The organism is Streptomyces sp. NPDC107546 (genome assembly GCF_055639175.1).
Genome location: NZ_JBVKBA010000012.1, coordinates 161,019 through 185,368 on the forward strand (window position 1 = coordinate 161,019; position 24,350 = coordinate 185,368).

Genomic DNA, 24,350 nt, shown 5'->3' on the forward strand with positions numbered 1-24,350 from the left:
GAGGAAGGCGTGGGGTGCCCCTGCGGCCGTGGGCGCGGCGCGGAGCCGCGGGTGTCAGGGCGCGGACGGCGCCGGGCCGGTGCTCGCCCGGACCGTGAGCTCCGGTGCGAGCAGCACCACTTCGTCCGTGCCGTGGCCGTCCAGCTTCGCGACCAGCAGTTCGACCGCACGTCGGCCCATCTCCTGCGCAGGGATGGCGACGGACGTCAGCCGAACCGACGCCTGGGTGGCGACCTGGTCCGGGCAGACGGCGATCACCGAGACGTCCTCGGGGACGGCCCGGCCCTGCTGGCGCAGCAGCGCGAGCAGCGGTTCGACCGCGGACTCGTTCTGCACGACGAACGCGGTGGTCCCCGGCCGCTCGTCCAGGATCCGGGCCAGGGTCACGGCCATCGCGTCGTACCCGCCCTCGCAGGGGCGGTGCAGCACCCTGAGGCCGAGCTCACGGGAGCGGGACCTGAGGCCGTCGAGGGTGCGCTCCGCGAAGCCGGTGTGCCGTTCGTAGACGGCGGGCGCCTCGCCGATGACAGCGATGTCACGGTGGCCGAGGCCCGCGAGGTGCTCGACGCACAGCGCGCCCGTGGCCCCGAAGTCGAGGTCCACACAGGTCAGTCCGGAGGTGCTGGCGGGCAGGCCGATGAGCACCGACGGCTGGTCCGTCTCACGTAGCAGGGGCAGCCGCTCGTCGTCCAGTTCGACGTCCATGAGGATCATGGCGTCCGCGAGGCCGCTGCCCGTGACCCGGCGCACCGCGTCCGGGCCCTCCTCACCGGTGAGCAGCAGGATGTCGTACCCGTGAGCGCGTGCGGTGGTCGCCACCGCGATGGCGATCTCCATCATCACCGGAACGTAGATGTCGGTGCGGAGCGGCACCATCAGCGCGATGATGTTCGACTTGTTGCTCGCCAGGGCGCGCGCCCCGGCGTTCGGGTGGTAGCCGAGCTCCCGGATGCTCCGCTCGACCCGCTGCCGGGTGGTCGCGGAGATGGACCGCTTGCCGCTGAGGACATAGCTCACCGTGCTCGCCGACACTCCGGCGTGCTGGGCGACCTCGGCGAGGGTGACCATCCGGCTCTCCAAGCGTGAGTGAAGCGCTTCGACAAGGCGCGCGCCGTGGAACAAGGACGTATGAGGGTGGATCGACAGTAGCTTGACGTGAGTGGGCTGTCCATAGTTTGTCGAAGCGCTTCGACGAACAAAGGAGATTCACCGAGCGGCCAGTCGAGCTCACTGGCTCCTGGGCGGCCACCGAACGGGCGTATCCGAACCGTCCCCCCGGAAGGCCCCCCGACGCAAGCACTTCGAGGGAGTCGGATCGACTTGACGCCCAGACGTAGCCGGTGAGCGTCGGCTGAGCGTTTTCCGCGGCCGGTCGCTGCGCGAGGACTGGTGACCTTGCCCGGATCGGGGTACCAACGATCGAGTAGCACCGGTCAGTAACGTACGCCCGCAAGATCACCGTACGGCACCCTTGGTCGCCGTGCGGCGCCTCGAGCGGTGTTCGCCCCAAACATCCCTATTCGCGGCGAGGTGAGCCTCATGACCGCACCAACAGCCCCCACTCCCAAGCCGACCAAGCCGACGGTCACCGAGCGTGAGGCCCGCCAGGTCGCGGAGGCCGCGCGCGAGCAGGACTGGCGCAAGCCCAGCTTCGCCAAGGAACTGTTCCTCGGCCGCTTCCGGCTCGACCTCATCCACCCTCACCCGGTACCGGACGCCGAGGCCGTCCAGCGCGGCGAGGAGTTCCTCGCCAAGCTGCGCGACTTCTGCGAGACGCACATCGACGGCGCCCGGATCGAGCGCGAGGCCCGGATCCCCGACGAGACGATCACCGGGCTCAAGGAGCTCGGCGCCCTCGGCATGAAGATCGACACGAAGTACGGCGGTCTCGGCCTCACCCAGGTGTACTACAACAAGGCGCTCGCCCTCGTAGGCTCCGCGAGCCCCGCGATCGGCGCGCTGCTGTCCGCGCATCAGTCGATCGGAGTACCGCAGCCGCTGAAGTTGTTCGGCACGCAGGAGCAGAAGGAGACGTTCCTGCCGCGCTGCGCCCGCACCGACATCTCCGCGTTCCTGCTCACCGAGCCGGACGTGGGCTCCGACCCGGCCCGTCTGGCCACCACGGCAGTCCCCGACGGCGACGACTACGTCCTCGACGGGGTGAAGCTGTGGACCACCAACGGCGTCGTCGCCGACCTGCTGGTCGTCATGGCGCGGGTGCCGAAGTCCGAGGGCCACAGGGGCGGCATCACGGCGTTCGTCGTCGAGTCGGCCTCCGAGGGCATCACCGTCGAGAACCGCAACGCCTTCATGGGTCTGCGGGGCCTGGAGAACGGCGTGACCCGCTTCCACCGCGTGCGCGTCCCGGCGGCCAACCGCATCGGCGAGGAGGGCCAGGGTCTCAAGATCGCCCTGACCACGCTGAACACCGGCCGGCTCTCCCTGCCCGCGATGTGCGTGGGCGCGGGCAAGTGGTGCCTGAAGATCGCCCGCGAGTGGTCGGCGGCCCGGGAGCAGTGGGGCAAGCCGGTCGCTCTGCACGAGGCGGTCGGCGCGAAGATCTCCTTCATCGCGGCGACCACCTTCGCCCTGGAGGCCGTCGTCGACCTGTCGTCCCAGATGGCCGACGAGGACCGCAACGACATCCGCATCGAGGCCGCCCTCGCCAAGCTGTACGGCTCCGAGATGGCCTGGCTGATGGCCGACGAGCTGGTCCAGATCCGCGGCGGGCGCGGCTTCGAGACGGCGGAATCCCTGCAGGCCCGCGGCGAGCGGGGCGTGCCGGCCGAGCAGATGCTGCGCGACCTGCGCATCAACCGCATCTTCGAGGGCTCCACGGAGATCATGCACCTGCTCATCGCGCGGGAGGCGGTCGACGCCCACCTGTCGGTGGCCGGTGACCTGATCGACCCGGAGAAGTCCCTGTCCGACAAGGCGAGGGCGGGCGCGAACGCGGGCGTCTTCTACGCCAAGTGGCTGCCGAAGCTGGTCGCCGGGCAGGGGCAGGTGCCCGGCGCGTTCGGGGAGTTCCGCCGGGAGGTCGACCTTTCGGGGCACCTGCGCTACGTCGAGCGCAGCGCCCGCAAGCTGGCCCGTTCCACCTTCTACGGCATGTCCCGCTGGCAGGGCCGCATGGAGACCAAGCAGCGCTTCCTGGGCCGGGTCGTGGACATCGGCGCCGAGCTGTTCGCGATGTCCGCGGCCTGCGTACGCGCCGAGCACCTGCACAGGACCGGGGACCACGGCCGCGAGGCCTACCAGCTGGCCGACGCCTTCTGCCGGCAGTCCCGCATCCGTGTCGACGAACTGTTCGACCACCTGTGGACCAACACGGACGACCTGGACCGCAAGGTGGTCAAGGGCGTGCTGACCGGCACGTACGAGTGGCTGGAGCAGGGCGTCATCGACCCGTCGGGCGAGGGCCCGTGGATCGCGGACGCGACACCCGGCCCCTCCCGGAAGGAGAACGTCCACCGTCCCATCCGGTGACCGAGGGCTGCAGGCGGCCCGGGGGCATCAGCCACCGGGCCGGCCGGTCACCGAAGCGATGGTCTCGAAGTCGTTGTCGCAGTGCAGCAAGGTGAGACCCCGCGACTCGGCGGTCGCGACGACCAGCAGATCGACCGCGCCCGCCGAGCGGTGGCAACAGGGACGGCAGGACTACAGGGACGGCAGGACTACAGGGACGGCAGGACTACAGGGACGGCAGGACTACAGGGACGGCAGGACTACAGGAGCGACAGAGACACCTCGCCAGCGGCTGGGCCGGTCCCCTCGAGGGCCTGGCAGGCCGCGTTCGTTTCGATCAGAAAGCGGTCTTCTTCGCTTTCCCCCGCCATGACGGCACCTCCTTGGAGCCAACGGGCACGTGTACGCCTACGCATGCTCAACGACGCGCCCCTCAAGAGAGGGACGCCCTGTCCGCCCGCCCCCGCCGTGCGGCCACAATGGAGGGATGAGCGACAGCCCAGCCCCTCTTGCCGACCCCCATCTCGTCTTCGACCCCGTGGACGGAGTGCGGGACGTCGTGATCCTCGGCTCCACCGGCTCGATCGGCACCCAGGCCATCGACCTCGTGCTGCGCAACCCCGACCGGTTCCGCGTCACCGGGCTCTCCGCCAACGGCGGCCGCGTCGGACTGCTCGCCGAGCAGGCCCACCGCCTGCGCGTGCGCACGGTCGCGGTCGCCCGCGAGGACGTCGTGCCGGCCCTGAGGGAGGCCCTGAGCGCACAGTACGGGCCGGGGGAGGCGCTCCCCGAGATACTCGCCGGACCCGACGCGGCCACCCGGCTCGCCGGCTCCGACTGCCACACCGTCCTGAACGGCATCACCGGTTCCATCGGCCTCGCGCCCACGCTCGCCGCCCTCGAGGCGGGCCGCACGCTCGCGCTCGCCAACAAGGAGTCGCTCATCGTCGGCGGCCCGCTGGTGAAGGCCCTGGCCAAGCCCGGCCAGATCATCCCGGTGGACTCCGAGCACGCCGCCCTGTTCCAGGCCCTGGCCTCCGGCACCCGGGCCGACGTGCGCAAACTCGTCGTCACCGCCTCCGGCGGACCGTTCCGCGGCCGCACCAAGGCGCAGCTCGCGACCGTGACGCCCAAGGACGCGCTCGCCCACCCCACATGGGCCATGGGCCCGGTCATCACGGTCAACTCCGCGACCCTCGTCAACAAGGGCCTGGAAGTGATCGAGGCGCACCTGCTGTACGACATTCCCTTCGATCGCATTGAGGTCGTCGTACACCCGCAGTCGTATGTCCACTCGATGGTGGAATTCACGGATGGTTCGACCCTGGCGCAGGCGACGCCCCCCGACATGCGGGGGCCGATCGCCATCGGACTCGGCTGGCCCGAACGGGTGCCCGACGCGGCGCCCGCCTTCGACTGGAGCAAGGCGTCGACCTGGGAGTTCTTCCCGCTCGACACCGAGGCGTTCCCGTCGGTGGGACTCGCCCGGCACGTCGGGCAGCTCGCGGGCACTGCCCCGGCGGTGTTCAATGCGGCCAACGAGGAGTGCGTGGACGCCTTCCTGAACGGTGGCCTGCCGTATCTCGGAATCATGGATACGGTCACACGGGTGGTCGAGGAGCACGGCACCCCTCGTCGGGGAACTTCCCTGACCGTCGCGGACGTCCTCGAAGCGGAGACCTGGGCGCGGGCCCGGGCCAGGGAACTGACGGCGCAGACGGCAACGGTGGAGGCTCGTGCATGACGACCCTGATGATGATCCTCGGCATAGTCGTCTTCGTGGTCGGCCTGCTGTTCTCGATCGCCTGGCACGAGCTCGGGCATCTGTCGACGGCCAAGCTCTTCGGCATCCGCGTGCCGCAGTACATGGTCGGCTTCGGCCCGACCATCTGGTCGCGGAAGAAGGGCGATACCGAGTACGGCATCAAGGCGGTCCCGCTCGGCGGCTACATCCGCATGATCGGCATGTTCCCGCCCGGCCCCGACGGCCGGATCGAGGCCCGCTCCACCTCGCCGTGGCGCGGGATGATCGAGGACGCCCGGGCACAGTCCTTCGAGGAACTGCAGCCCGGTGACGAGACGCGGCTCTTCTACACGCGCAAGCCGTGGAAGCGCGTCATCGTCATGTTCGCGGGCCCCTTCATGAACCTGATCCTCGCCGTGGTGGTCTTCCTCGGCGTGATGATGACCTTCGGCGTCCAGACCCAGACCACCACGGTCTCCAAGATCTCCGACTGCGTCATCCAGCAGAGCGAGAACCGCACCAAGTGCGAGAAGGGCGACCCGGCCGCACCCGCCCTGGCCGCCGGGCTGAAGCCGGGTGACGAGATCGTCCGGTTCGACGGGAAGCAGGTGAAGGACTGGTCCACCCTCCAGTCCGACATCCGCGCCAACCCCGGCAAGGACGTCACGATCACCGTCGAGCGCAAGGGACAGACGGTCGACCTGCACGCCCACCTGATCAAGAACCAGGTCAGCAAGACGGACGGCAACGGCGGCTACGTCGAGGGCAAGTACGTCTACGCCGGCTTCCTCGGCTTCACCCCGGCCACCGGCATCGTGCAGCAGTCCCTCGACCAGTCCGTGCAGCGCATGGGCGACATGATGGAGAACGGCGTCGAGTCGATCGTCTCCCTGCCCGGCAAGATCCCCGGCCTGTGGGACGCGGCCTTCGGCAACGCCCCGCGCCAGGCGGACTCCCCGATGGGCGTGGTCGGCGCGGCCCGGGTCGGTGGCGAGGTCTTCACCCTGGACATCCCGCCGTCCCAGCAGATCGCGATGATGCTCATGCTCGTCGCGGGCTTCAACCTGTCCCTGTTCCTGTTCAACATGCTTCCGCTGCTCCCGCTGGATGGCGGGCACATCGCGGGCGCCCTGTGGGAGTCGCTGCGCCGCAACCTGGCCAAGCTGCTGCGCCGCCCGGACCCGGGGCCCTTCGACGTGGCGAAGCTGATGCCGGTGGCGTACGTGGTGGCCGGGATCTTCGTGTGTTTCACCCTGCTCGTGCTGATCGCGGACGTGGTCAACCCGGTGAAAATCTCCTAGCCACGCGGAGTCGGCGGCGGCCGGAAACACTGTCTCCCCGACCGCCGCCCATTGGGTGGGTTTACGGACGGTGATGTGCTGGCGTCCGCGCCCGTGGCGTAATCTCGGAGCCTGGAGCCCGCCCTGTCCGGGACCGGACCTTGATCCACGACTTGGGGTTGCACAGCAGATGACTGCGATTTCTCTCGGCATGCCGTCCGTTCCGACCAAGCTCGCCGAGCGCCGGAAGAGCCGGCAGATCCAGGTCGGACCGGTGGCGGTGGGCGGAGACGCGCCGGTGTCCGTGCAGTCGATGACGACGACCCGCACGTCGGACATCGGCGCCACCCTGCAGCAGATCGCGGAGCTGACGGCGTCGGGCTGCCAGATCGTCCGGGTAGCGTGCCCGACGCAGGACGACGCGGACGCCCTCGCGACGATCGCGAAGAAGTCGCAGATCCCGGTGATCGCCGACATCCACTTCCAACCGAAGTACGTCTTCGCCGCCATCGAGGCCGGCTGCGCCGCCGTCCGCGTCAACCCGGGCAACATCAAGCAGTTCGACGACAAGGTCAAGGAGATCGCCAAGGCCGCCAAGGACCACGGCACCCCGATCCGCATCGGCGTCAACGCGGGCTCCCTGGACAAGCGCCTGCTGCAGAAGTACGGCAGGGCGACCCCGGAGGCGCTCGTCGAGTCCGCCCTGTGGGAGGCGTCCCTCTTCGAGGAGCACGACTTCCGGGACATCAAGATCTCCGTCAAGCACAACGACCCGGTCGTGATGATCGAGGCCTACCGGCAGCTCGCCGCCCAGTGCGACTACCCGCTGCACCTGGGCGTCACCGAGGCCGGTCCCGCCTTCCAGGGCACGATCAAGTCGGCGGTCGCCTTCGGTGCGCTGCTGTCGCAGGGCATCGGCGACACCATCCGTGTCTCCCTGTCCGCGCCTCCGGTCGAGGAGGTCAAGGTCGGCATCCAGATCCTGGAGTCCCTCGGCCTGCGCGAGCGCGGCCTGGAGATCGTCTCCTGCCCGTCCTGTGGCCGCGCCCAGGTCGACGTCTACAAGCTGGCCGAGGAGGTCACGGCGGGCCTCACCGGCATGGACGTCCCGCTGCGCGTCGCCGTCATGGGCTGCGTCGTCAACGGCCCCGGCGAGGCCCGCGAGGCCGACCTCGGTGTCGCCTCCGGCAACGGCAAGGGCCAGATCTTCGTCAAGGGCGAGGTCATCAAGACCGTGCCCGAGTCCAAGATCGTGGAGACCCTCATCGAGGAGGCCATGAAGCTCGCCGAGCAGATGCAGAAGGACGGCACGGCCTCCGGCGAGCCGTCGGTGTCGGTCGCGGGCTGACGCCCCGCGCGCCCGTCTGACCGGAGCCCCGTCACCGATCGGTGACGGGGCTCCGGCACGAGAACGCCCACCCTCCCGCCTGCCGCCCGCGGCACGGCAGGCGTTCCACAGCTCTGGTATGGACCTGATCCCTTGACAGGTCCGATGTATGGCGGGACCTTTGGCGGGTCCAGGGGGTGTTCACGTCAAGTGTGGTGCCCCTCACGGGAATTCGTCGGATGGGTGACCGTATGAGACATCGCCGAGCCCTGGCCCTGTGGGCCGCTGTCCTTGCGCTCATGGGGAGCGCGCTGCTCGCCTCCGCACCCGCGGCACCGGCCGCCACCGCCTCCGCAGTTTCCGCAGTCTCGTCCCGATCCACCGCCCCCGCGCCCTATCCGGCCCGCCAGGCCATGCTCCGCAACGCCACCGCGGGTCTCTTCCTGCACTGGGGCATGTTCACCGCCCCCAGGCACGACGACTGCGCCTCCTGGGAGCAGGCCGTCACCGACGGCGGCTGGACGCCGGACTACTGGGTCGACGAGGCCCGCAAGATCCGTGCGAGCTACATCGTCCTCGCCACCTTCCACTCCCGCCTCGGCTACGCCCGCCCCTGGCCGTCGCAGATCCCCGGCTCCTGTTCGACCGGGCGGGACATCCTCGGTGAGCTGATCGACGCGGCCGGCCGCAAGGGGCTCAAGGTCGTCCTCTACATGACCGACGACCCCAAGTGGCACAACGAGCAGGGTGTCGAGACCCTGAACTCCGCCGCCTACTCCGCCTACAAGGGCCGTGACGTCGACCTCACCACCCGCGAGGGCTTCGGGGAGTTCTCCTACGACAACTTCTTCGAGGTCATGCGGAACTACCCGAAGCTCGCGGGCTTCTGGATCGACAACGACAACGAGTACTGGGAGCAGCACCAGCTCTACGAGCAGATCCGGCAGCTCCGCCCGGACATGACGCTGAGCAACAACAACGAGGACACCCCGATCATGGACATGGTGTCCCACGAGCAGAAGACCGGGATGACCCCGCCGTACGACCAGCCCTCGGCGATCTGGACCCCGATGCCGCGCCTGGCGGAATCCTGCTACAAGGTCCCCGACACGGGCAGTTGGTGGTACGACGGCCAGGACCGGCCGGTGTCGACCGGACTCAACGTCGACCGGTACATCGCCAACGCGGGCAACTCGGTGCTGTCCCTCATGGACTTCACCGCCATGGTCGACGGCAGGTTCCCGCCGCAGCAGGAGAAGTTCATCGACCTGCTGAAGGACTACCTCCCACCCGTCTGGGAGTCCCTGCACGACGTGTACGGCGGCGGTTTCATGTACGGCGGCATGCAGCCCGGCGCTTGGAACGACGGCGCCCACGGCTACATCACCCTCAGCCGCACCCGCCCCGCGACCACGCAGTACATCCACGTGACCACGCGGCCCACCTCCGGTGACGAGGTCCGCATCCGCGACAACGGTTACCGCATCGAGCGGATCACCGACCTGCGGACGGGCAGGCGGCTGCACTTCGACCAGGGGGGCGGGACGCTCACCGTCAAGGGCATCACCGACTGGGACCCGTACGACACGGTGTTCAAGGTGACGACGGCCGCACACCGCCAAGGCGTCTACCCGACGGGGCTCGTCAAGGCGAGCGAACCCGCGCTCACCGACGGGGACTTCACCACGTACAGCGACAACAAGGGCGTGCTGCCCGTCGGCTACACGCTCGACCTCGGCCGGGTCCGCAAGGCCGCCTTCCTCGGAATCAACCAGCGCGAGTGGTCACCCACGCACGACCGGGAGACCTTCGGCCGCAAGGAGGACTCGGCTCGGATCAAGGACTACACGGTGGCGGTCAGTGACGACGGTGCCACATGGCGTGAGGTGAGGGCGGGTGTGCTGGAGAGCGCCCGGGGCATCCGGTTCATCGACCTCGGCGACCGCCTGCGCACCCGCTACATCCGGCTCGACGTCTCCACCACCTGGGCCGCGGCCACGGTCCCGAACTTCTACCGGCAGCTCAAGATCGACGAGATCCAGGTCGGTTACGGCCACCCCCTCGGTCACGGCTGACCCGGCTGTCCCACCGCGCCGCTCCCCGGGGGCGGCGCGGTCAGGATCCGGCAGGTACAGTGCGGAGATCAGCAGACCCAAGGGTGAGGCTCCCGCACGTGTTGACGCAGACGACCACCCGGGTCCTCGAACCGAGTGACCTGGACGCCGCACTCGCCGTCCTCGACCGCGAGCCGGTCGTTAACGCCTTCGTGACGTCCCGCGTCCATGTCGCGGGCCTCGATCCCTGGCGCCTCGGCGGGGAGATGTGGGGCTGGTACGAGGACGGCATGCTGACCTCGCTGTGCTACGCAGGCGCCAACCTCGTCCCGATCTGCGCCACTCCGCGCGCGGTGCGGGCCTTCGCCGACCGCGCCCGGCGCACCGGCCGCCGCTGCTCCTCGATCGTCGGCCCCGCCGAACCCACCGCCCAGTTGTGGCGGCTGCTGGAGCCGAGCTGGGGCCCCGCCCGCGAGGTCCGCGCCCACCAGCCGCTCATGGTCACCGACCGCATGCCCGACGGCATCGCCCCCGATCCGCTCGTCCGCCGCATCCGCAAGGACGAGATGGAGACGATCATGCCGGCGTGCGTGGCGATGTTCACCGAGGAGGTCGGCGTCTCCCCGCTCGCGGGCGACGGAGGTCTGCTCTACCAGGCACGCGTCGCCGAACTCGTCGGCGCGGGCCGCTCCTTCGCCCGCCTCGACGACAGCGGCCGGGTCGTCTTCAAGGCGGAGATCGGCGCCGCTACCCCACTGGCCTGCCAGATCCAGGGCGTGTGGGTGGCTCCCGAGTACCGGGGGACGGGCCTGGCCGCACCGGGTATGGCGGCGGTGCTGCGCTATGCGCTGACCGATGTGGCCCCGGTGGTGAGCCTGTACGTCAACGACTTCAACACCCCCGCGCGGCGGACGTACCACAGGGTGGGCTTCCAGGAGGTCGGGGCGTTCATGAGCGTCCTGTTCTGAGCGCCGCCGCAGGTGCTTCGGGCGCTGAGGGGCAAGCCGCACACGGCCTGCAGCCGAGCACCGACGCGTACCCCTGTAGGCTCACGACCATGCCTCGTACCGTCGACGACGTCGTGATCGGCCCCCTGGACCTGTCCGCCCGCGTCGACGAGGCGCTCGCCGTCCAGGCCCTCGCGTTCGGGCTGGGCGCCGACGAGGTCGCCGTACGCCGTCAGATCGTGCTGCGGCACATGACCTACCCGGGAGCCCGCGCGTTCGGCGCCACCACCGCGGACGGACGGCTGGTCGGGTTCGTGTACGGCATGCCCAACGACCGCGCGCACTGGTGGTCCACCGTCGTCCAACCGTATCTGCGCGCCCAGCGCCACGACGACTGGCTCGACAACTCGTTCGTGATCACCGAGCTGCACGTCCACCCCCGGTACCAGAACCGCGGCATCGGCCGCGCCCTGATCACCACCATCACCGACGGCGCCGCCGAGCCCCGCTCGATCCTCTCCGCGATCGACACCGACAGCCCGGCCCGGGGCCTGTACCACTCGCTGGGCTATGTGGATCTCGCGCGGCAGGTCCTCTTCCCGAGCGCGCCGAAACCGTACGCGGTGATGGGCGCCCCGCTGCCCCTGCGACGCCGTTAACGGATTTCCACCCGCACGGCAAGCCCGGCTAACCTCCTAGCCATCACCCTTACGCGGCAGGAGTACCAGAACCATGGCCAACGCACCGGTCCAGCGCATGTCCCAGTTGATGGCGAAGACGCTGCGCGACGACCCGGCCGACGCCGAGGTCCTCAGCCACAAGCTGCTGGTCCGTGCGGGCTACGTCCGCCGCACCGCCGCCGGTGTGTGGACCTGGCTGCCGCTCGGCAAGAAGGTCCTCGCCAACGTGGAGCGGATCGTCCGCGAGGAGATGGACGCCATCGGCGCCCAGGAGGTGCTGCTGCCCGCCCTGCTGCCCCGCGAGCCCTATGACGCGACCGGCCGCTGGGACGAGTACGGCGCAGAGCTGTTCCGCCTGAAGGACCGCAAGGGCGGCGACTACCTGCTCGGTCCCACCCACGAGGAGATCTTCACCCTGCTGGTGAAGGACCAGGCGTCCTCGTACAAGGACCTGCCGGTGATCCTGTACCAGATCCAGACCAAGTTCCGTGACGAGGCCCGGCCCCGGGCGGGCATCCTGCGCGGCCGTGAGTTCCTGATGAAGGACTCGTACTCCTTCGATCTGGAGGACGAGGGCCTCGCCCGGTCCTACGCCCTGCACCGCCAGGCCTACCAGCGCGTCTTCGAGCGCCTCGGCCTGGACTACCGGATCGTCGCCGCGACCGCGGGCGCCATGGGCGGTTCCAAGTCCGAGGAGTTCCTCGCCCCGGCCGGCGCCGGCGAGGACACCTTCGCCGACTGCCCGAACTGCGACTTCGCCGCCAACACCGAGGCGATCACCTACGCGCTCCAGCCGGTCGACGCCTCCGGTGTCCCGGCCGCCGAGGAGATCCCCACCCCCGACACCCCCACCATCGAGACCCTCGCCGCCTCCCTCGGCGTCCCGGCCTCGGCCACGCTGAAGAACCTCCTCGTCAAGGTCGACGGCGAGATCGTCGCCGTCGGCGTCCCCGGCGACCGCGAGGTCGACATGGACAAGGTCGAGGCGCACTTCGCCCCGGCCGTCGTCGAGATGGTCACCGAGGCCGACTTCGCGGGCCGGCCCGACCTCGTCCGCGGCTACGTCGGCCCGCAGGGCCTGGGGGAGAAGGTCCGCTACATCGCCGACCCGCGCGTGGCGCCGGGCACCGCGTGGATCACGGGCGCCAACAAGGAGCACACCCACGCGAAGAACGTGGTCGCCGGCCGCGACTTCGAGGTCGACGAGTACGTGGATGTCGTGGTGGTGCAGGAGGGCGACCCCTGCCCGAAGTGCGGCACCGCGCTCAAGCTGGACCGCGCCATCGAGATCGGCCACATCTTCCAGCTCGGCCGCAAGTACACCGACGCCCTCAAGCTCGACGTCCTCGGCCAGAACGGCAAGCCGGTCCGCGTCACCATGGGCTCCTACGGCATCGGCGTCTCCCGCGCGGTCGCCGCGCTCGCCGAGCAGACCGCCGACGAGCAGGGCCTGTGCTGGCCCAAGGAGGTCGCCCCGGCCGACGTGCACGTCGTGGCAGCCGGCAAGGCCCTGCAGACCGAGGTGGCGCTCGACGTCTCCGAGAAGCTGGCGGCGGCCGGTGTCCGCGTCCTGGTCGACGACCGGGCCGGTGTCTCGCCGGGCGTCAAGTTCACCGACGCCGAGCTGATCGGCGTGCCGCAGATCCTGGTGGCCGGGCGCCGCGCCGGCGAGGGCGTCGTCGAGCTCAAGGACCGCAGGACGGGCGAGCGCGAGGAGCTCACGGTGGACGAGGCGATCGCCCGCCTCACCGCCTGATCCGTACATCGGCCAATGACGCCTGCGTCACGCGGCGGTCTCGCTGTGTGACGCAGGCGTTGCCGGCCCGGTCACTTCTTCGGGCCCGGCCGACCGCGGCCGCGCACGGCCGTCAGCAGTTTCCGGCCACAGCACTAGAGCCAGCTCGCGAACTCCAGCAAGAGCTCCGCGTCCCCCGGGCGGCCCACCCGGCGCGCCCGCACCCCCGACTCCACCGCCCGGAACAGCGTCCAGCCGCGCAGCCGTTCCTGGTCCAGGTCCAGGGACTCCGCGAGCCGTTTCACCCGGCGGCGGGTGATCGCCGCTCCGGACGGCGCCGCGATCAGGTCCTCCACCCGGTCGCGCACCAGCCGGGCCAGGTCGAAGGCGCACTCGCCGACCACCGGGTCCGGCCCCACCGCGAGCCACGGCATCCGCTCCCCGGCGAGGATCTTGCTCTGCCGGAACGTGCCGTGCAGCAGCCGCTCCTCGGGCGGGGCGGCGAGCAGCTGCTCACGGGCCGCCAGCGCCGCCTCGACCAGCGGCGCGGTCTCCGGGTCCGCCTCCGCGCTCCTGCGCATCGCCTCTGCCTGCCGTCCCGTGCGCACGGCCACCGTCTCGAAGGAGTGAGCGGCGGGCGGCTCGACCCACAGTCGCCGCAGTGTGCCGGCCGCCTCCAGCAGGGCCTTCGCCTCCGGCAGTGAGCGCACGGACATCTCCGGGTGCAGGCGCTCCAGCAGCAGCACGCCCTCCCCGGCGGCCGAGGCGTCCGCGTCCAGGAGCCGTACGGCCCCGAAGCCGTCCCACCGCACGAGCGCGGCCCGCTCGCTGCCCGGGCGGGCCCAGGGCGGTACCAGCTTCAGCACGGCCGGCGTCCCGTCGGCCTGCCGCACCAGCAGCACCAGGCTGCTGCGGCCGCCCGGCGCCTGCACCCGCTCCACGGTCAACTCGCGTAGCCCGACGGCCCGGCGGACCAGCTCCGGGAGCCTGCCCAGCCAGTCGGCGCCACCGTCCCGCTGCGTCTCGCCGAGCGCTCTCACCAGGCGCTGCGGCGGTTCGAAAGCCATGCGCGAGTTGTTCCCTTCCAGGTCGGCTTCGCACGCGTACGGTCGAGCGCGTACGGGTCAGGTTCGCGGTGTCGCCGACGCGGTGGGGGTGGCCGCCGCCCGCTCGGCGAGACCAGGGAAGGCTACGCTCTTGCCGCTCCAGCGCACCGCCCGCACCGCGGCTTCCCGCAGCGCCCCGGCGGCGAAGCCGCGCCGCGCACCCGTCGAGGCCCGCACGAGATCCGAGTACACCCCGGCCACCCGCTCCTCCAGCTCGGCGGCCAGCCGTACGGCGGCGGAGGAGTCGGGCACCGGGAACGGCAGCGCGTACGCGGCCGCGGCGGCGTCCGGCGTGCCGCCCAGGTCCCGCACCGCCCGGGCCAGTTCGTCCCGCCGGGCGCGGTGGGCGTCGTAGGCGGCCCGTGCCTCCTCGCGCCGTGCCTGCTGGATGCGGCCGCCGACGACGCCGTAGCCGTAGACGGCGGCGTGCTCGGCGCGCAGGGCGGCCCGCAGGGCCGTCAGCTCATCGCTCACGGGTGTCGGTGTGCCGGTGCTGCTCGTGCTCACTTTCCGCCTTCCGTCAGCAGGTACGCGTGCGCGGCCCCTGCCGCGGCCACGGACGCCATCAGCCGTGCCAGCTCGCCCGGCACCTCCAGCAACGCCCTGCCCCGCCGGTCGGCCAGGACGCGCTCGGCCGCGGCCAGGCCGGCCAGTGCGGACTTCGCGTCCGCCGGTACGGGGGAGGAGGAGGCCGAGGGGGACGCGGAGGCGCCGGCCGAGCCGGTGGACGGGGACGCCGAGGCGCCGGCCCCGCCGCCGAACGCCTGTGCGTGCCGGACGACCTCCGCCCGCAGCGGCCGCAGCCGCGCCGCCAGGTCCGGATGGGCGTCGATGACCGCCGCGTACCGCGCCGCCAGTGCCTCGCTGTCCCGGGCCGCACGCGCGCGTGCCCGGTCGGCGGCCGCGGGGCTGCCGCCAGTGGCGCCGGAATCGGAGGCGCCGGAGCAGCCCGCCAGCAGCGCGGCACCCGCGGCCGAGGCGAACAGGCTCCTTCTGCGCAGCGGGGCGCGGGCGGGCGGGGGGAGGGGCACGGCAGACCGTCCTCGGAGGCTTCGGTACGAACGGATGGGCGGGACCCCAACGAATGGGCGGGAGCCCGATGATCACCGTACCCGCGCACCCCGCCCGTGCCTGCCATCGGCTCGGCCGACAGCGCGCACGCACGCGTGGGGCCCGCCGGGACGCCGTTCGCCTCCGTCCAGGTGGACGGCATCACCCTCCGGGACCGGATACCCTTTGACCTGACAGCGACCATCCCACAACAGCACACGCGGCCGAGGAGTCACCCGGATGAGCACCACCCAGAGCGAGAGGCTGCGAGAACTTCTGGAACCGCTCGTCACATCCCAGGGGCTCGATCTCGAGGAGATCGCGGTGGACTCCGTCGGGCGCAAGCGTGTGCTGCGCGTCGTCGTCGACTCCGACACCGGTGCCGACCTTGACAAGATCGCCGATGTGAGCCGTGCGCTCTCGGCGAAGCTCGACGAGACGGACGCGATGGGTGAGGGCGAATACACCCTCGAGGTCGGAACCCCGGGCGCGGAGCGCCTCCTCAAGGAACACCGGCACTACGTACGGGCCCTGGGCCGGCTGGTGCGGTTCCAGCTGGCCGAGGGCGGGGAACTGGTCGCCAGGATTCAGCAGGTCGACGACGACGGTGTCGACCTCGAGGTGCCCGGTGTGAAGGGCCGCAAGGCCACCGCCCGCAGACTCGCCTTCCCGGACATCGCCGGAGCGCGGGTCCAGGTCGAGTTCAACCGCAAGGACACGAGGGACATGAAGGAAGAGGAGGAGGCGTAGCCGTGGACATCGACATGAGTGCCCTGCGGGGCTTGGTGCGGGAGAAGGAGATCTCCTTCGACCTGCTGGTCGAGGCGATCGAGGCGGCCCTCCTCATCGCCTACCACCGCACCGAGGGAAGCCGCCGCCACGCGCGCGTGGAGCTCGACCGGGAGACCGGCCATGTGACCGTATGGGCGAAGGAGGATCCCGAGGATCTTCAGGAGGGGCAGGAGCCGCGCGAGTTCGACGACACCCCGTCGGGCTTCGGCCGCATCGCCGCCACCACCGCCAAGCAGGTCATCCTGCAGCGTCTGCGCGACGCCGAGGACGACGCGACGCTCGGCGAGTACGCGGGCCGCGAGGGCGACATCGTCACCGGAGTGGTCCAGCAGGGCCGCGACCCGAAGAACGTGCTCGTCGACATCGGCAAGCTCGAGGCCATCCTGCCGGTGCAGGAGCAGGTGCCGGGGGAGACGTACGAACACGGCAAGCGCATCCGCTCGTACGTCGTCCGGGTGGCGAAGGGCGTGCGCGGTCCGTCCGTCACTCTTTCGCGCACCCACCCCGCTCTGGTGAAGAAGCTGTTCGCGCTCGAGGTGCCGGAGATCGCCGACGGCTCGGTGGAGATCGCCGCGATCGCCCGTGAGGCCGGCCACCGTACGAAGATCGCCGTGAGGTCCACCCGTTCGGGCCTGAACGCCAAGGGCGCCTGCATCGGCCCCATGGGCGGCCGTGTGCGCAACGTCATGGGCGAGCTGAACGGTGAGAAGATCGACATCGTCGACTGGTCCGACGACCCGGCCGAGATGGTGGCGAACGCCCTGTCCCCGGCCCGTGTCACCAAGGTCGAGGTGGTGGACCTCGCGGCCCGCTCCGCGCGCGTGACGGTCCCCGACTACCAGCTGTCGCTGGCGATCGGCAAGGAGGGGCAGAACGCCCGTCTGGCGGCCCGGCTGACCGGCTGGCGGATCGACATCCGCCCCGACACCGAACAGCCCGCCGAGAGGCAGCCTGAGGCGCGTGACCTCGGCCGGGAATAGATCCCGGCCGTGCAACGCTGAGATCACGACAGTTTTGGTGCAGCAGCTGTTCGACTCTTGCCCCGAAGGGGTGAGGTCGGTGCGGGGAGGTAGACTTAACCGTGTCTGGCCGGACGCACGCCGGAGCATGCCCTGAACGCACCTGTGTGGGGTGCCGGGAGCGAGCGGCCAAGACCGAACTGCTGCGCACCGTGGCGATCGAGGACGCATGTGTCCCCGATCCTCGCGGTACGCTGCCCGGCCGGGGTGCGTACGTGCACCCCGCACTGTCCTGTTTGGACCTGGCGGTCCGCCGCCGGGCGTTCCCACGGGCGCTCCGCGCCCCGGGTCCGCTCGACACAAAGGCGTTGCGCCAGTACCTCGAGCAGGAAGAAAGTTGTCAGCAGCACCCAGCTGGGCAGGCAACACCGTAAGACGTGCCGCACGGATCTCTGTGCGGTCCTGGTACCTCGCGAGTCGAAAGCAGGTCGAGATTGCGATGAGCACTCGATGAGTACGCGATGAGTACGCCCATGAACTAGCGACGGTCCGGCTTCACCCGGACCTCAGAGGAGCGAAGTGGCTAAGGTCCGGGTCTACGAACTCGCCAAGGAGTTCGGTGTCGAGAGCAAGGTCGTCATGGCCAAGCTCCAGGAACTCGGTGAATTCGTCCGTTCGGCGTCTTCGACCATCGAAGCGCCCGTAGTACGCAAGCTGACCGACGCCCTCCAGCAGGGCAACGGCGGTGGCGCGAAGTCCGCCGCCCCGCGCAAGGCCTCTCCGGCCAAGCCGGCCGCGCCCTCCCCGGCGCAGGCCGCACGTCCGGCTGCCCCGCGTCCGGCGGCCCCCAAGCCCCCGGCCGCCGAGAAGCCCGCGGCCGCCGAGAAGCCCGCGGCCGCCGAGAAGCCCGCGGCCCCGGGTCCGCGCCCGACGCCGGGCCCGAAGCCCGCGCCGCGGCCCGCCCCGGCGTCCCCCGCCCCGGGTGCCCCCGAGTTCACGGCACCCCCGTCGGCTCCGGCCGCCCCCAGCGCGCGCCCGGGTGCCCGTCCCGGCGCCCCCAAGCCCGGCGCACGTCCGGCCGCGTCAGGTCAGGGGCAGGGTCAGGGCGGTGCCCAGGGTGCTCGTCCCGGCGCCCCGCGTCAGGGTGGTTCCGGCGCGCGTCCGGGTGCCCGTCCGGCCGGTCCCCGTCCGGGTAACAACCCCTTCACCTCCGGTGGCTCCACCGGCATGGCGCGCCCGCAGGCGCCCCGTCCGCAGGGCCCCCGTCCGGGTGGCCCCGGTGCTCCGGGCGGTCCGCGTCCGCAGGGCGCGGGCCAGGGTGGTCCCCGTCCGCAGGGTGCGGCCGGTGGCGGCCCGCGTCCCCAGGCTCCGGGCGGTCCGCGCCCGACCCCGGGCTCGATGCCGCGTCCGCAGGGCGGTCCCCGTCCCGGCGGCGGCCCCGGCGGCCCGCGTCCGAACCCCGGCATGATGCCGCAGCGTCCCGCTGCCGGCCCGCGTCCCGGCGGCGGTGGCCCCGGCGGCCGCGGTCCCGGTGGCGGTGGCCGTCCCGGTGGCGGCGGCGGTCGTCCGGGCGGCGGCGGCTTCGCCGGTCGTCCGGGTGGCGGTGGCGGCGGCTTCGCCGGTCGTCCCGCCGGTCCCGGTGGCGGTGGCGGCGGTTTCGCCGGTCGTCCCGGTGGTCCCGGTGCCGGCGGCGGTGGCCGTCCCGGCTTCGGTGGCCGTCCCGGTGGTCCCGGTGGCCGTGGTGGCACGCAGGGCGCCTTCGGCCGTCCCGGCGGTCCCGCGCGTCGTGGCCGCAAGTCGAAGCGGCAGAGGCGCCAGGAGTACGAGGCCATGCAGGCCCCGAGCGTCGGCGGCGTGATGCTGCCGCGCGGCAACGGCGAGACCATCCGTCTCTCCCGCGGCGCGTCGCTCACCGACTTCGCGGAGAAGATCAACGCCAACCCGGCGTCCCTCGTCGCGGTCATGATGAACCTCGGCGAGATGGTCACCGCGACGCAGTCCGTCTCCGACGAGACCCTGCAGCTCCTCGCCGACGAGATGAACTACGCGGTTCAGATCGTCAGCCCGGAGGAGGAGGACCGCGAGCTGCTCGAGTCCTTCGACATCGAGTTCGGCGAGGACGAGGGCTCCGAGGAGGACCTGGTCGTCCGTCCGCCGGTGGTGACCGTCATGGGTCACGTCGACCACGGTAAGACCCGACTGCTCGACGCGATCCGCAAGACGAACGTCATCGCGGGCGAGGCCGGTGGCATCACCCAGCACATCGGTGCCTACCAGGTCGCGACCGAGGTCAACGCCGAAGAGCGCAAGATCACCTTCATCGACACCCCGGGTCACGAGGCGTTCACCGCCATGCGTGCCCGTGGTGCGAAGTCGACCGACATCGCGATCCTGGTCGTCGCGGCCAACGACGGCGTCATGCCGCAGACGGTCGAGGCGCTCAACCACGCCAAGGCGGCCGACGTGCCGATCGTGGTCGCGGTCAACAAGATCGACGTCGAGGGTGCCGACCCGACCAAGGTGCGCGGTCAGCTGACCGAGTACGGCCTGGTGGCCGAGGAGTACGGCGGCGACACCATGTTCGTCGACATCTCCGCCAAGCAGGGTCTGCACATCGACTCGCTGCTGGAGGCCGTGATCCTCACGGCCGACGCCTCGCTCGACCTGCGGGCCAACCCGAACCAGGACGCGCAGGGCATCTCGATCGAGTCCCGCCTCGACCGCGGCCGTGGTGCCGTGGCGACGGTCCTCGTCCAGCGAGGCACGCTGCGGGTCGGCGACACGATGGTCGTGGGCGACGCCTACGGCCGAGTCCGCGCCATGCTCGACGACAACGGCAACAACGTCGCCGAGGCCGGCCCGTCGACGCCGGTCCAGGTCCTGGGCCTGACCAACGTCCCGGGTGCGGGTGACAACTTCCTGGTGGTCGACGAGGACCGTACGGCCCGTCAGATCGCCGAGAAGCGTGCCGCCCGTGAGCGGAACGCGGCCTTCGCCAAGCGCACGCGCCGCGTGTCGCTGGAGGACCTGGACAAGGTGCTCAAGGCCGGCGAGGTCCAGCAGCTGAACCTGATCATCAAGGGTGACGCTTCTGGTTCCGTCGAGGCCCTGGAGTCCTCGCTGCTCCAGCTGGACGTCGGCGAAGAGGTCGACATCCGCGTCCTGCACCGCGGTGTCGGTGCGGTCACGGAGTCCGACATCGACCTGGCGATGGGTTCCGACGCCATCGTGATCGGCTTCAACGTCCGTGCGGCCGGTCGCGCGGCGCAGATGGCCGAGCGCGAGGGTGTGGACGTCCGGTACTACTCGGTCATCTACCAGGCGATCGAGGAGATCGAGGCGGCCCTCAAGGGCATGCTCAAGCCGGAGTTCGAAGAGGTCGAGCTGGGTACGGCGGAGATCCGCGAGGTCTTCAAGTCGTCCAAGCTGGGCAACATCGCCGGTGTCCTCATCCGCTCGGGCGAGGTGCGCCGCAACACCAAGGCCCGCCTCATCCGCGACGGCAAGGTGGTCGCGGAGAACCTCACCATCGAGGGCCTGCGTCGCTTCAAGGACGACGTCACCGAGATCCGCGAAGGCTACGAGGGCGGTATCAACCTCGGCAACTTCAACGACATCAAGGTCGACGACGTCATCGCGACGTACGAGATGCGCGAGAAGCCGCGGGCCTAAGCCCGGGGTTCACGCCGGCCGACGGAACCACGGTTCCGTCGGCCGGCGGCCGTCTGCCACGCGCAGCCGCCGGTGAGGGTGTTCCGCCTCCGCCGCCCCTACCCTTCCCGTCCCTGGGGGGCTGCGCCCCCAGACCCCCGTTGTCTGCGTTGCGGCCCCGTCCTCAAACTCGAGTGGTGCCCCGTGAGGAGTGCTGGGGACGTAGTCCCCGTCCGAGTCCGAGGGCGGAGCCCTGGCGGCTTGCTGGGCTGAGCCCCGGTGGGGTGGAAGGGGCGGAGCCCCTGGAGGACGGGACGGGTAGGGGCGGCGGGGGCGAACAATCCCGTCGAGTGGCCCGCACGGTTCGTTGTACGGTTTTCGTGTCCCTGCCCACACCGACGGCAGGGCCACCGATCCCGTACCGGCGGGTCATCCGGACACACATGTACGTGGGGACCCTGTCCTTCGACCTCCTCCTCGGCGACGTACGGTCGCTGAAGGAGAAGCGTTCCGTCGTCCGCCCGATCGTCGCCGAGCTCCAGCGCAAGTACGCCGTGAGCGCCGCCGAGGTGGACCACATGGATCTCTACCGGCGGGCCGTCATCGGGCTCGCGGCGGTCTCCGGCGACGCGGGGCACCTGACCGACGTACTCGACCGGTGCGAGCGGCTGGTCGCCGGGCGCCCCGAGGTGGAGCTGCTGTCCGTCAGACGGCGTCTCCACGGCGACGACGACTGACGACCGACCGAAGAACACAGACAGGAAAGACAGGGAGACGGACCAGTGGCCGACAACGCGCGGGCTAAAAGGCTGGCGGACCTCATCCGAGAGGTGGTGGCCCAGAAGCTGCAGCGCGGGATCAAGGACCCGCGGCTCGGCTCGCACGTCACCATCACGGACACCCGGGTGACGGGCGATCTGCGGGAGGCGACCGTCTTCTACACGGTGTACGGGGACGAGGAGGAGCGCACGGCCGCTGCGGCCGGCCTGGAGAGCGCCAAGGGCATCCTGCGCTCCGAGGTCGGACGCGCCGCCGGCGTGAAGTTCACCCCGACCCTCACTTTCGTCGCGGACGCCCTCCCCGACACCGCCCGGACCATCGAGGACCTCCTCGACAAGGCGCGGCAGTCGGACGCGAAGGTGCGCGAGGCGGCCACGGGCAAGTCGTTCGCCGGTGACGCCGACCCGTACCGGAAGCCCGGCTCCGACGACGAGACGGACGACACCGCCGAATGACCCAGCAGCACACCACGCCCGACGGCCTCGTCATCGTCGACAAGCCGTCGGGCTTCACTTCGCACGACGTCGTCGCCAAGATGCGCGGGATCGCGAAGACCAGGCGCGTCGGCCACGCCGGCACCCTCGACCCGATGGCGACGGGCGTCCTCGTCCTCGGCGTGGAGAAGGCCACCAAACTCCTCGGTCACCTCGCGCTGACCGAGAAGGAGTACGTGGGCACCGTCCGCCTCGGGCAGACGACGCTCACGGACGACGCCGAGGGAGAGGTCGCCTCCTCCACCGACGCCTCCAAGGTCACCCGGGACGCCATCGACGCCGGGATCGCCAAGCTGACCGGCGACATCATGCAGGTGCCGTCCAAGGTCAGCGCCATCAAGATCAACGGCGTACGGTCGTACAAGCGGGCCCGGGACGGCGAGGACTTCGACATCCCGGCCCGGCCGGTCACCGTCTCGTCCTTCGCGGTGTACGACGTCCGGGACGCCGTCGCCGAGGACGGCACCCCGGTGCTCGACCTGCTCGTGTCCGTGGTCTGCTCGTCCGGTACCTACATCCGGGCCCTCGCCCGCGACCTCGGCGCGGACCTGGGCGTCGGCGGCCACCTCACCGCGCTGCGCCGTACCCGGGTGGGGCCGTACAAGCTGGACGCCGCCCGCACCCTGGACCAGCTCCAGCAGGAGCTGACCGTGATGCCGATCGCCGAGGCCGCGGCCGCCGCCTTCCCTCGCTGGGACGTGGACGCCAAGCGGGCCCGGCTGCTCGCCAACGGCGTGCGGCTGGAGTTGCCCGACGAGTACGCGGGCGCGGGCCCCGTCGCCGTCTTCGGCCCCGAAGACCGCCTCCTGGCGCTCGTGGAGGCCCACCGGGGCAAGGCCAAGAGCCTGGCCGTGTTCGGCTGACGCCCGCCGTGCCTGCCCGTGGAGCGGCGATCGCGGGGATGCCGGTCGCCGCTCCACGGTCCCCCCTCGGTTCCCCCTCACAGAGGTGTATCCAACCGCCCGTATCTATTCACCCCGGGGAGCGGGCGCTCGGAGTGAACCGAGGGAGCGGAAGGGGGCGCGTTCACCGCACGATCGTCCCGACCGGTGACACCGGGCCCGCACGGCGGGCGCCTGCCCGCCGGCCACCCCGTGATCTGCCGGCCGATCTGCCGGCCGACCCCCCTTGCTACGACGTGCCGCCCGTCACAGCCCCCATGCCGATGCGGGCCGAGGCCGCCCGGCATGGCACCCTTAGACCTGCGTACAAGGCAGAGACGGACACGGGTTCGACGAGGAGCGGTCACAGTGCAGCGCTGGCGTGGCTTGGAGGACATCCCCGAGGACTGGGGGCGCAGCGTCGTCACCATCGGCTCCTACGACGGAGTCCACCGCGGTCACCAGCTGATCATCCGGCATGCCGTGGAACGCGCCCGTGAGCTGGGCGCTCCCTCGGTCGTCGTGACCTTCGACCCGCACCCCAGCGAGGTCGTGCGCCCCGGCAGCCACCCGCCGCTGCTCGCCCCGCACCACCGCCGCGCCGAACTGTGCGCCGAACTGGGCGTCGACGCGGTCCTCGTCCTGCCCTTCACCACCGAGTTCTCCCGGCTCTCGCCCGCCGACTTCGTGGTCAAGGTGCTGGTGGACAAGCTGCACGCCAAGGCCGTCGTCGAGGGCCCGAACTTCCGCTTCGGCCACAGGGCCGCCGGCAACGTGGAGTTCCTGGCCGAGCAGGGCAAGACGTACGGCTTCGAGGTCGAGGTGGTCGATCTCTACGTGACCGGTGAGGCCGGCGGCGGCGAGCCCTTCTCCTCCACCCTGACCCGCCGGCTGATCGCCGAGGGCGACGTCGAGGGCGCGCACGAGATCCTCGGACGCCCGCACCGAGTGGAGGGCGTGGTGGTGCGGGGCGCCCAGCGCGGCCGCGACCTCGGCTACCCGACCGCCAACGTCGAGACGCTCCCGCACACCGCGATCCCGGCCGACGGCGTCTACGCCGGCTGGCTGCAGGTCGAGGGCGAGGCGATGCCGGCCGCGATCTCTGTGGGGACCAACCCCCAGTTCGACGGCACCGAGCGCACCGTGGAGGCGTACGCCATCGACCGGGTGGGTCTTGATCTGTACGGGCTGCACGTCGCCGTCGACTTCCTGGCGTTCGTCCGCGGCCAGGCCAGGTTCGACTCGCTGGACGGGTTGCTGGCACAGATGGCGGAGGACGTGAAGCGCTGCCGTGAACTGATCGCGGCGGCCGGAGACCCCGCCTGAACAACGCCCGCGTCCCCTCGCTCGCAAACCTCCCGACGCCGCCCCCAGTTGTACAATTCCCCTCGTCCGTAAGGTC

The 24,350-nt window shown here is 71.0% G+C and carries 20 protein-coding genes and 1 pseudogene; 16 read left to right on the forward strand and 5 right to left on the reverse strand.

The annotated features are described in order from the left end of the window. Positions 1 to 54: 54 nt before the first annotated feature. The gene (locus ACZ7L1_RS19825; protein WP_471438749.1) at positions 55 to 1,068 is read right to left on the reverse strand and encodes a LacI family DNA-binding transcriptional regulator; all 1,014 of its coding nucleotides are present in this window, start codon (positions 1,066 to 1,068) and stop codon (positions 55 to 57) included. 471 nt (positions 1,069 to 1,539) lie between these two features. Between ACZ7L1_RS19825 and ACZ7L1_RS19830 the strand changes: the two genes are divergently transcribed. Beyond that, positions 1,540 to 3,489: an acyl-CoA dehydrogenase family protein gene (locus ACZ7L1_RS19830; RefSeq protein WP_471438750.1), complete on the forward strand. Its 1,950-nt coding sequence runs from the start codon at positions 1,540 to 1,542 to the stop codon at positions 3,487 to 3,489. 27 nt (positions 3,490 to 3,516) lie between these two features. Here ACZ7L1_RS19830 and ACZ7L1_RS19835 read toward each other — a convergent pair. Continuing rightward, positions 3,517 to 3,642, reverse strand: a pseudogene (locus ACZ7L1_RS19835) (PIN domain nuclease); the annotation flags it as partial. A gap of 313 nt (positions 3,643 to 3,955) precedes the next feature. Between ACZ7L1_RS19835 and dxr the strand changes: the two are divergent. The 7 genes from dxr to ACZ7L1_RS19870 all read left to right on the forward strand — a co-directional run bounded on the left by dxr (position 3,956) and on the right by ACZ7L1_RS19870 (position 13,256). Beyond that, positions 3,956 to 5,212, forward strand: coding sequence for a 1-deoxy-D-xylulose-5-phosphate reductoisomerase (gene dxr / locus ACZ7L1_RS19840; protein ID WP_471438752.1), 1,257 nt, complete (start codon positions 3,956 to 3,958; stop codon positions 5,210 to 5,212). Beyond that, positions 5,209 to 6,513: a M50 family metallopeptidase gene (locus ACZ7L1_RS19845; protein WP_471438754.1), complete on the forward strand. Its 1,305-nt coding sequence runs from the start codon at positions 5,209 to 5,211 to the stop codon at positions 6,511 to 6,513. The genes dxr and ACZ7L1_RS19845 overlap by 4 nt, the downstream gene beginning before the upstream one ends. A gap of 169 nt (positions 6,514 to 6,682) precedes the next feature. Next, complete coding sequence (gene ispG / locus ACZ7L1_RS19850; RefSeq protein ID WP_471438755.1) at positions 6,683 to 7,840, forward strand: flavodoxin-dependent (E)-4-hydroxy-3-methylbut-2-enyl-diphosphate synthase; 1,158 nt, start codon at positions 6,683 to 6,685, stop codon at positions 7,838 to 7,840. A 230-nt stretch (positions 7,841 to 8,070) separates the two neighbouring features. Then, the gene (locus ACZ7L1_RS19855) at positions 8,071 to 9,894 is read left to right on the forward strand and encodes an alpha-L-fucosidase (RefSeq protein WP_471438757.1); all 1,824 of its coding nucleotides are present in this window, start codon (positions 8,071 to 8,073) and stop codon (positions 9,892 to 9,894) included. 98 nt (positions 9,895 to 9,992) lie between these two features. Beyond that, positions 9,993 to 10,841 carry a GNAT family N-acetyltransferase gene (locus ACZ7L1_RS19860; protein WP_471438759.1) on the forward strand — a complete coding sequence of 283 codons (849 nt, stop codon included), beginning with the start codon at positions 9,993 to 9,995 and terminating at the stop codon, positions 10,839 to 10,841. Between the two features lie 89 nt (positions 10,842 to 10,930). Next, on the forward strand, positions 10,931 to 11,479 hold the full coding sequence (locus ACZ7L1_RS19865) for a GNAT family N-acetyltransferase (RefSeq protein WP_471438760.1): 549 nt from the start codon (positions 10,931 to 10,933) through the stop codon (positions 11,477 to 11,479). Positions 11,480 to 11,552: 73 nt separating this feature from the next. Then, complete coding sequence (locus ACZ7L1_RS19870; RefSeq protein ID WP_471438762.1) at positions 11,553 to 13,256, forward strand: proline--tRNA ligase; 1,704 nt, start codon at positions 11,553 to 11,555, stop codon at positions 13,254 to 13,256. 134 nt (positions 13,257 to 13,390) lie between these two features. On the opposite strand, the gene ACZ7L1_RS19875 is transcribed toward ACZ7L1_RS19870, so the two are convergent. From ACZ7L1_RS19875 to ACZ7L1_RS19885, 3 genes are read right to left on the reverse strand one after another with little or no spacing between them, the layout of a single operon-like run. Then, positions 13,391 to 14,302, reverse strand: a complete 912-nt coding sequence (locus ACZ7L1_RS19875) for an aminoglycoside phosphotransferase family protein (protein ID WP_471438764.1) — start codon at positions 14,300 to 14,302, stop codon at positions 13,391 to 13,393. 57 nt (positions 14,303 to 14,359) lie between these two features. Further along, entirely contained in the window at positions 14,360 to 14,815 is a 456-nt protein-coding gene (locus ACZ7L1_RS19880; RefSeq protein WP_471438766.1) for a ferritin-like domain-containing protein, read from the reverse strand. A gap of 29 nt (positions 14,816 to 14,844) precedes the next feature. Continuing rightward, positions 14,845 to 15,372, reverse strand: a complete 528-nt coding sequence (locus tag ACZ7L1_RS19885; RefSeq protein WP_471438767.1) for a hypothetical protein — start codon at positions 15,370 to 15,372, stop codon at positions 14,845 to 14,847. Between the two features lie 259 nt (positions 15,373 to 15,631). Between ACZ7L1_RS19885 and rimP the strand changes: the two genes are divergently transcribed. From rimP to ACZ7L1_RS19925, 8 genes are all read left to right on the forward strand, one after another. Beyond that, positions 15,632 to 16,141 carry a ribosome maturation factor RimP gene (gene rimP, locus ACZ7L1_RS19890; protein ID WP_471438769.1) on the forward strand — a complete coding sequence of 170 codons (510 nt, stop codon included), beginning with the start codon at positions 15,632 to 15,634 and terminating at the stop codon, positions 16,139 to 16,141. 2 nt (positions 16,142 to 16,143) lie between these two features. Then, positions 16,144 to 17,163: a transcription termination factor NusA gene (gene nusA, locus ACZ7L1_RS19895; protein WP_471438771.1), complete on the forward strand. Its 1,020-nt coding sequence runs from the start codon at positions 16,144 to 16,146 to the stop codon at positions 17,161 to 17,163. 101 nt (positions 17,164 to 17,264) lie between these two features. Beyond that, positions 17,265 to 17,576: a YlxR family protein gene (locus ACZ7L1_RS19900; protein ID WP_471438773.1), complete on the forward strand. Its 312-nt coding sequence runs from the start codon at positions 17,265 to 17,267 to the stop codon at positions 17,574 to 17,576. A gap of 145 nt (positions 17,577 to 17,721) precedes the next feature. Beyond that, the gene (gene infB / locus ACZ7L1_RS19905) at positions 17,722 to 20,814 is read left to right on the forward strand and encodes a translation initiation factor IF-2 (RefSeq protein ID WP_471438775.1); all 3,093 of its coding nucleotides are present in this window, start codon (positions 17,722 to 17,724) and stop codon (positions 20,812 to 20,814) included. Positions 20,815 to 21,236: 422 nt separating this feature from the next. Then, positions 21,237 to 21,530, forward strand: coding sequence for a DUF503 domain-containing protein (locus ACZ7L1_RS19910; protein ID WP_200422685.1), 294 nt, complete (start codon positions 21,237 to 21,239; stop codon positions 21,528 to 21,530). A 45-nt stretch (positions 21,531 to 21,575) separates the two neighbouring features. Next, complete coding sequence (rbfA, locus tag ACZ7L1_RS19915) at positions 21,576 to 22,028, forward strand: 30S ribosome-binding factor RbfA (RefSeq protein ID WP_471438777.1); 453 nt, start codon at positions 21,576 to 21,578, stop codon at positions 22,026 to 22,028. Next, positions 22,025 to 22,930 (forward strand): tRNA pseudouridine(55) synthase TruB, encoded by a 906-nt coding sequence (gene truB, locus ACZ7L1_RS19920; RefSeq protein ID WP_471438779.1) that lies wholly within the window; start codon positions 22,025 to 22,027, stop codon positions 22,928 to 22,930. Before rbfA ends, truB begins: the two co-directional genes overlap by 4 nt. A 387-nt stretch (positions 22,931 to 23,317) precedes the next feature. Then, on the forward strand, positions 23,318 to 24,274 hold the full coding sequence (locus tag ACZ7L1_RS19925) for a bifunctional riboflavin kinase/FAD synthetase (protein WP_471438781.1): 957 nt from the start codon (positions 23,318 to 23,320) through the stop codon (positions 24,272 to 24,274). Positions 24,275 to 24,350 lie beyond the last annotated feature (76 nt).

What these genes read in the sequence shown, in the direction of transcription:
- ACZ7L1_RS19825 (WP_471438749.1), bottom strand. Translation starts at nt 1,068, where the DNA reads ATGGTCACCCTCGCCGAGGTCGCCCAGCACGCCGGAGTGTCGGCGAGC.
- ACZ7L1_RS19830 (WP_471438750.1), top strand. Translation starts at nt 1,540, where the DNA reads ATGACCGCACCAACAGCCCCCACTCCCAAGCCGACCAAGCCGACGGTC.
- dxr (WP_471438752.1), top strand. Translation starts at nt 3,956, where the DNA reads ATGAGCGACAGCCCAGCCCCTCTTGCCGACCCCCATCTCGTCTTCGAC.
- ACZ7L1_RS19845 (WP_471438754.1), top strand. Translation starts at nt 5,209, where the DNA reads ATGACGACCCTGATGATGATCCTCGGCATAGTCGTCTTCGTGGTCGGC.
- ispG (WP_471438755.1), top strand. Translation starts at nt 6,683, where the DNA reads ATGACTGCGATTTCTCTCGGCATGCCGTCCGTTCCGACCAAGCTCGCC.
- ACZ7L1_RS19855 (WP_471438757.1), top strand. Translation starts at nt 8,071, where the DNA reads ATGAGACATCGCCGAGCCCTGGCCCTGTGGGCCGCTGTCCTTGCGCTC.
- ACZ7L1_RS19865 (WP_471438760.1), top strand. Translation starts at nt 10,931, where the DNA reads ATGCCTCGTACCGTCGACGACGTCGTGATCGGCCCCCTGGACCTGTCC.
- ACZ7L1_RS19870 (WP_471438762.1), top strand. Translation starts at nt 11,553, where the DNA reads ATGGCCAACGCACCGGTCCAGCGCATGTCCCAGTTGATGGCGAAGACG.
- ACZ7L1_RS19875 (WP_471438764.1), bottom strand. Translation starts at nt 14,302, where the DNA reads ATGGCTTTCGAACCGCCGCAGCGCCTGGTGAGAGCGCTCGGCGAGACG.
- rimP (WP_471438769.1), top strand. Translation starts at nt 15,632, where the DNA reads ATGAGCACCACCCAGAGCGAGAGGCTGCGAGAACTTCTGGAACCGCTC.
- ACZ7L1_RS19910 (WP_200422685.1), top strand. Translation starts at nt 21,237, where the DNA reads ATGTACGTGGGGACCCTGTCCTTCGACCTCCTCCTCGGCGACGTACGG.
- truB (WP_471438779.1), top strand. Translation starts at nt 22,025, where the DNA reads ATGACCCAGCAGCACACCACGCCCGACGGCCTCGTCATCGTCGACAAG.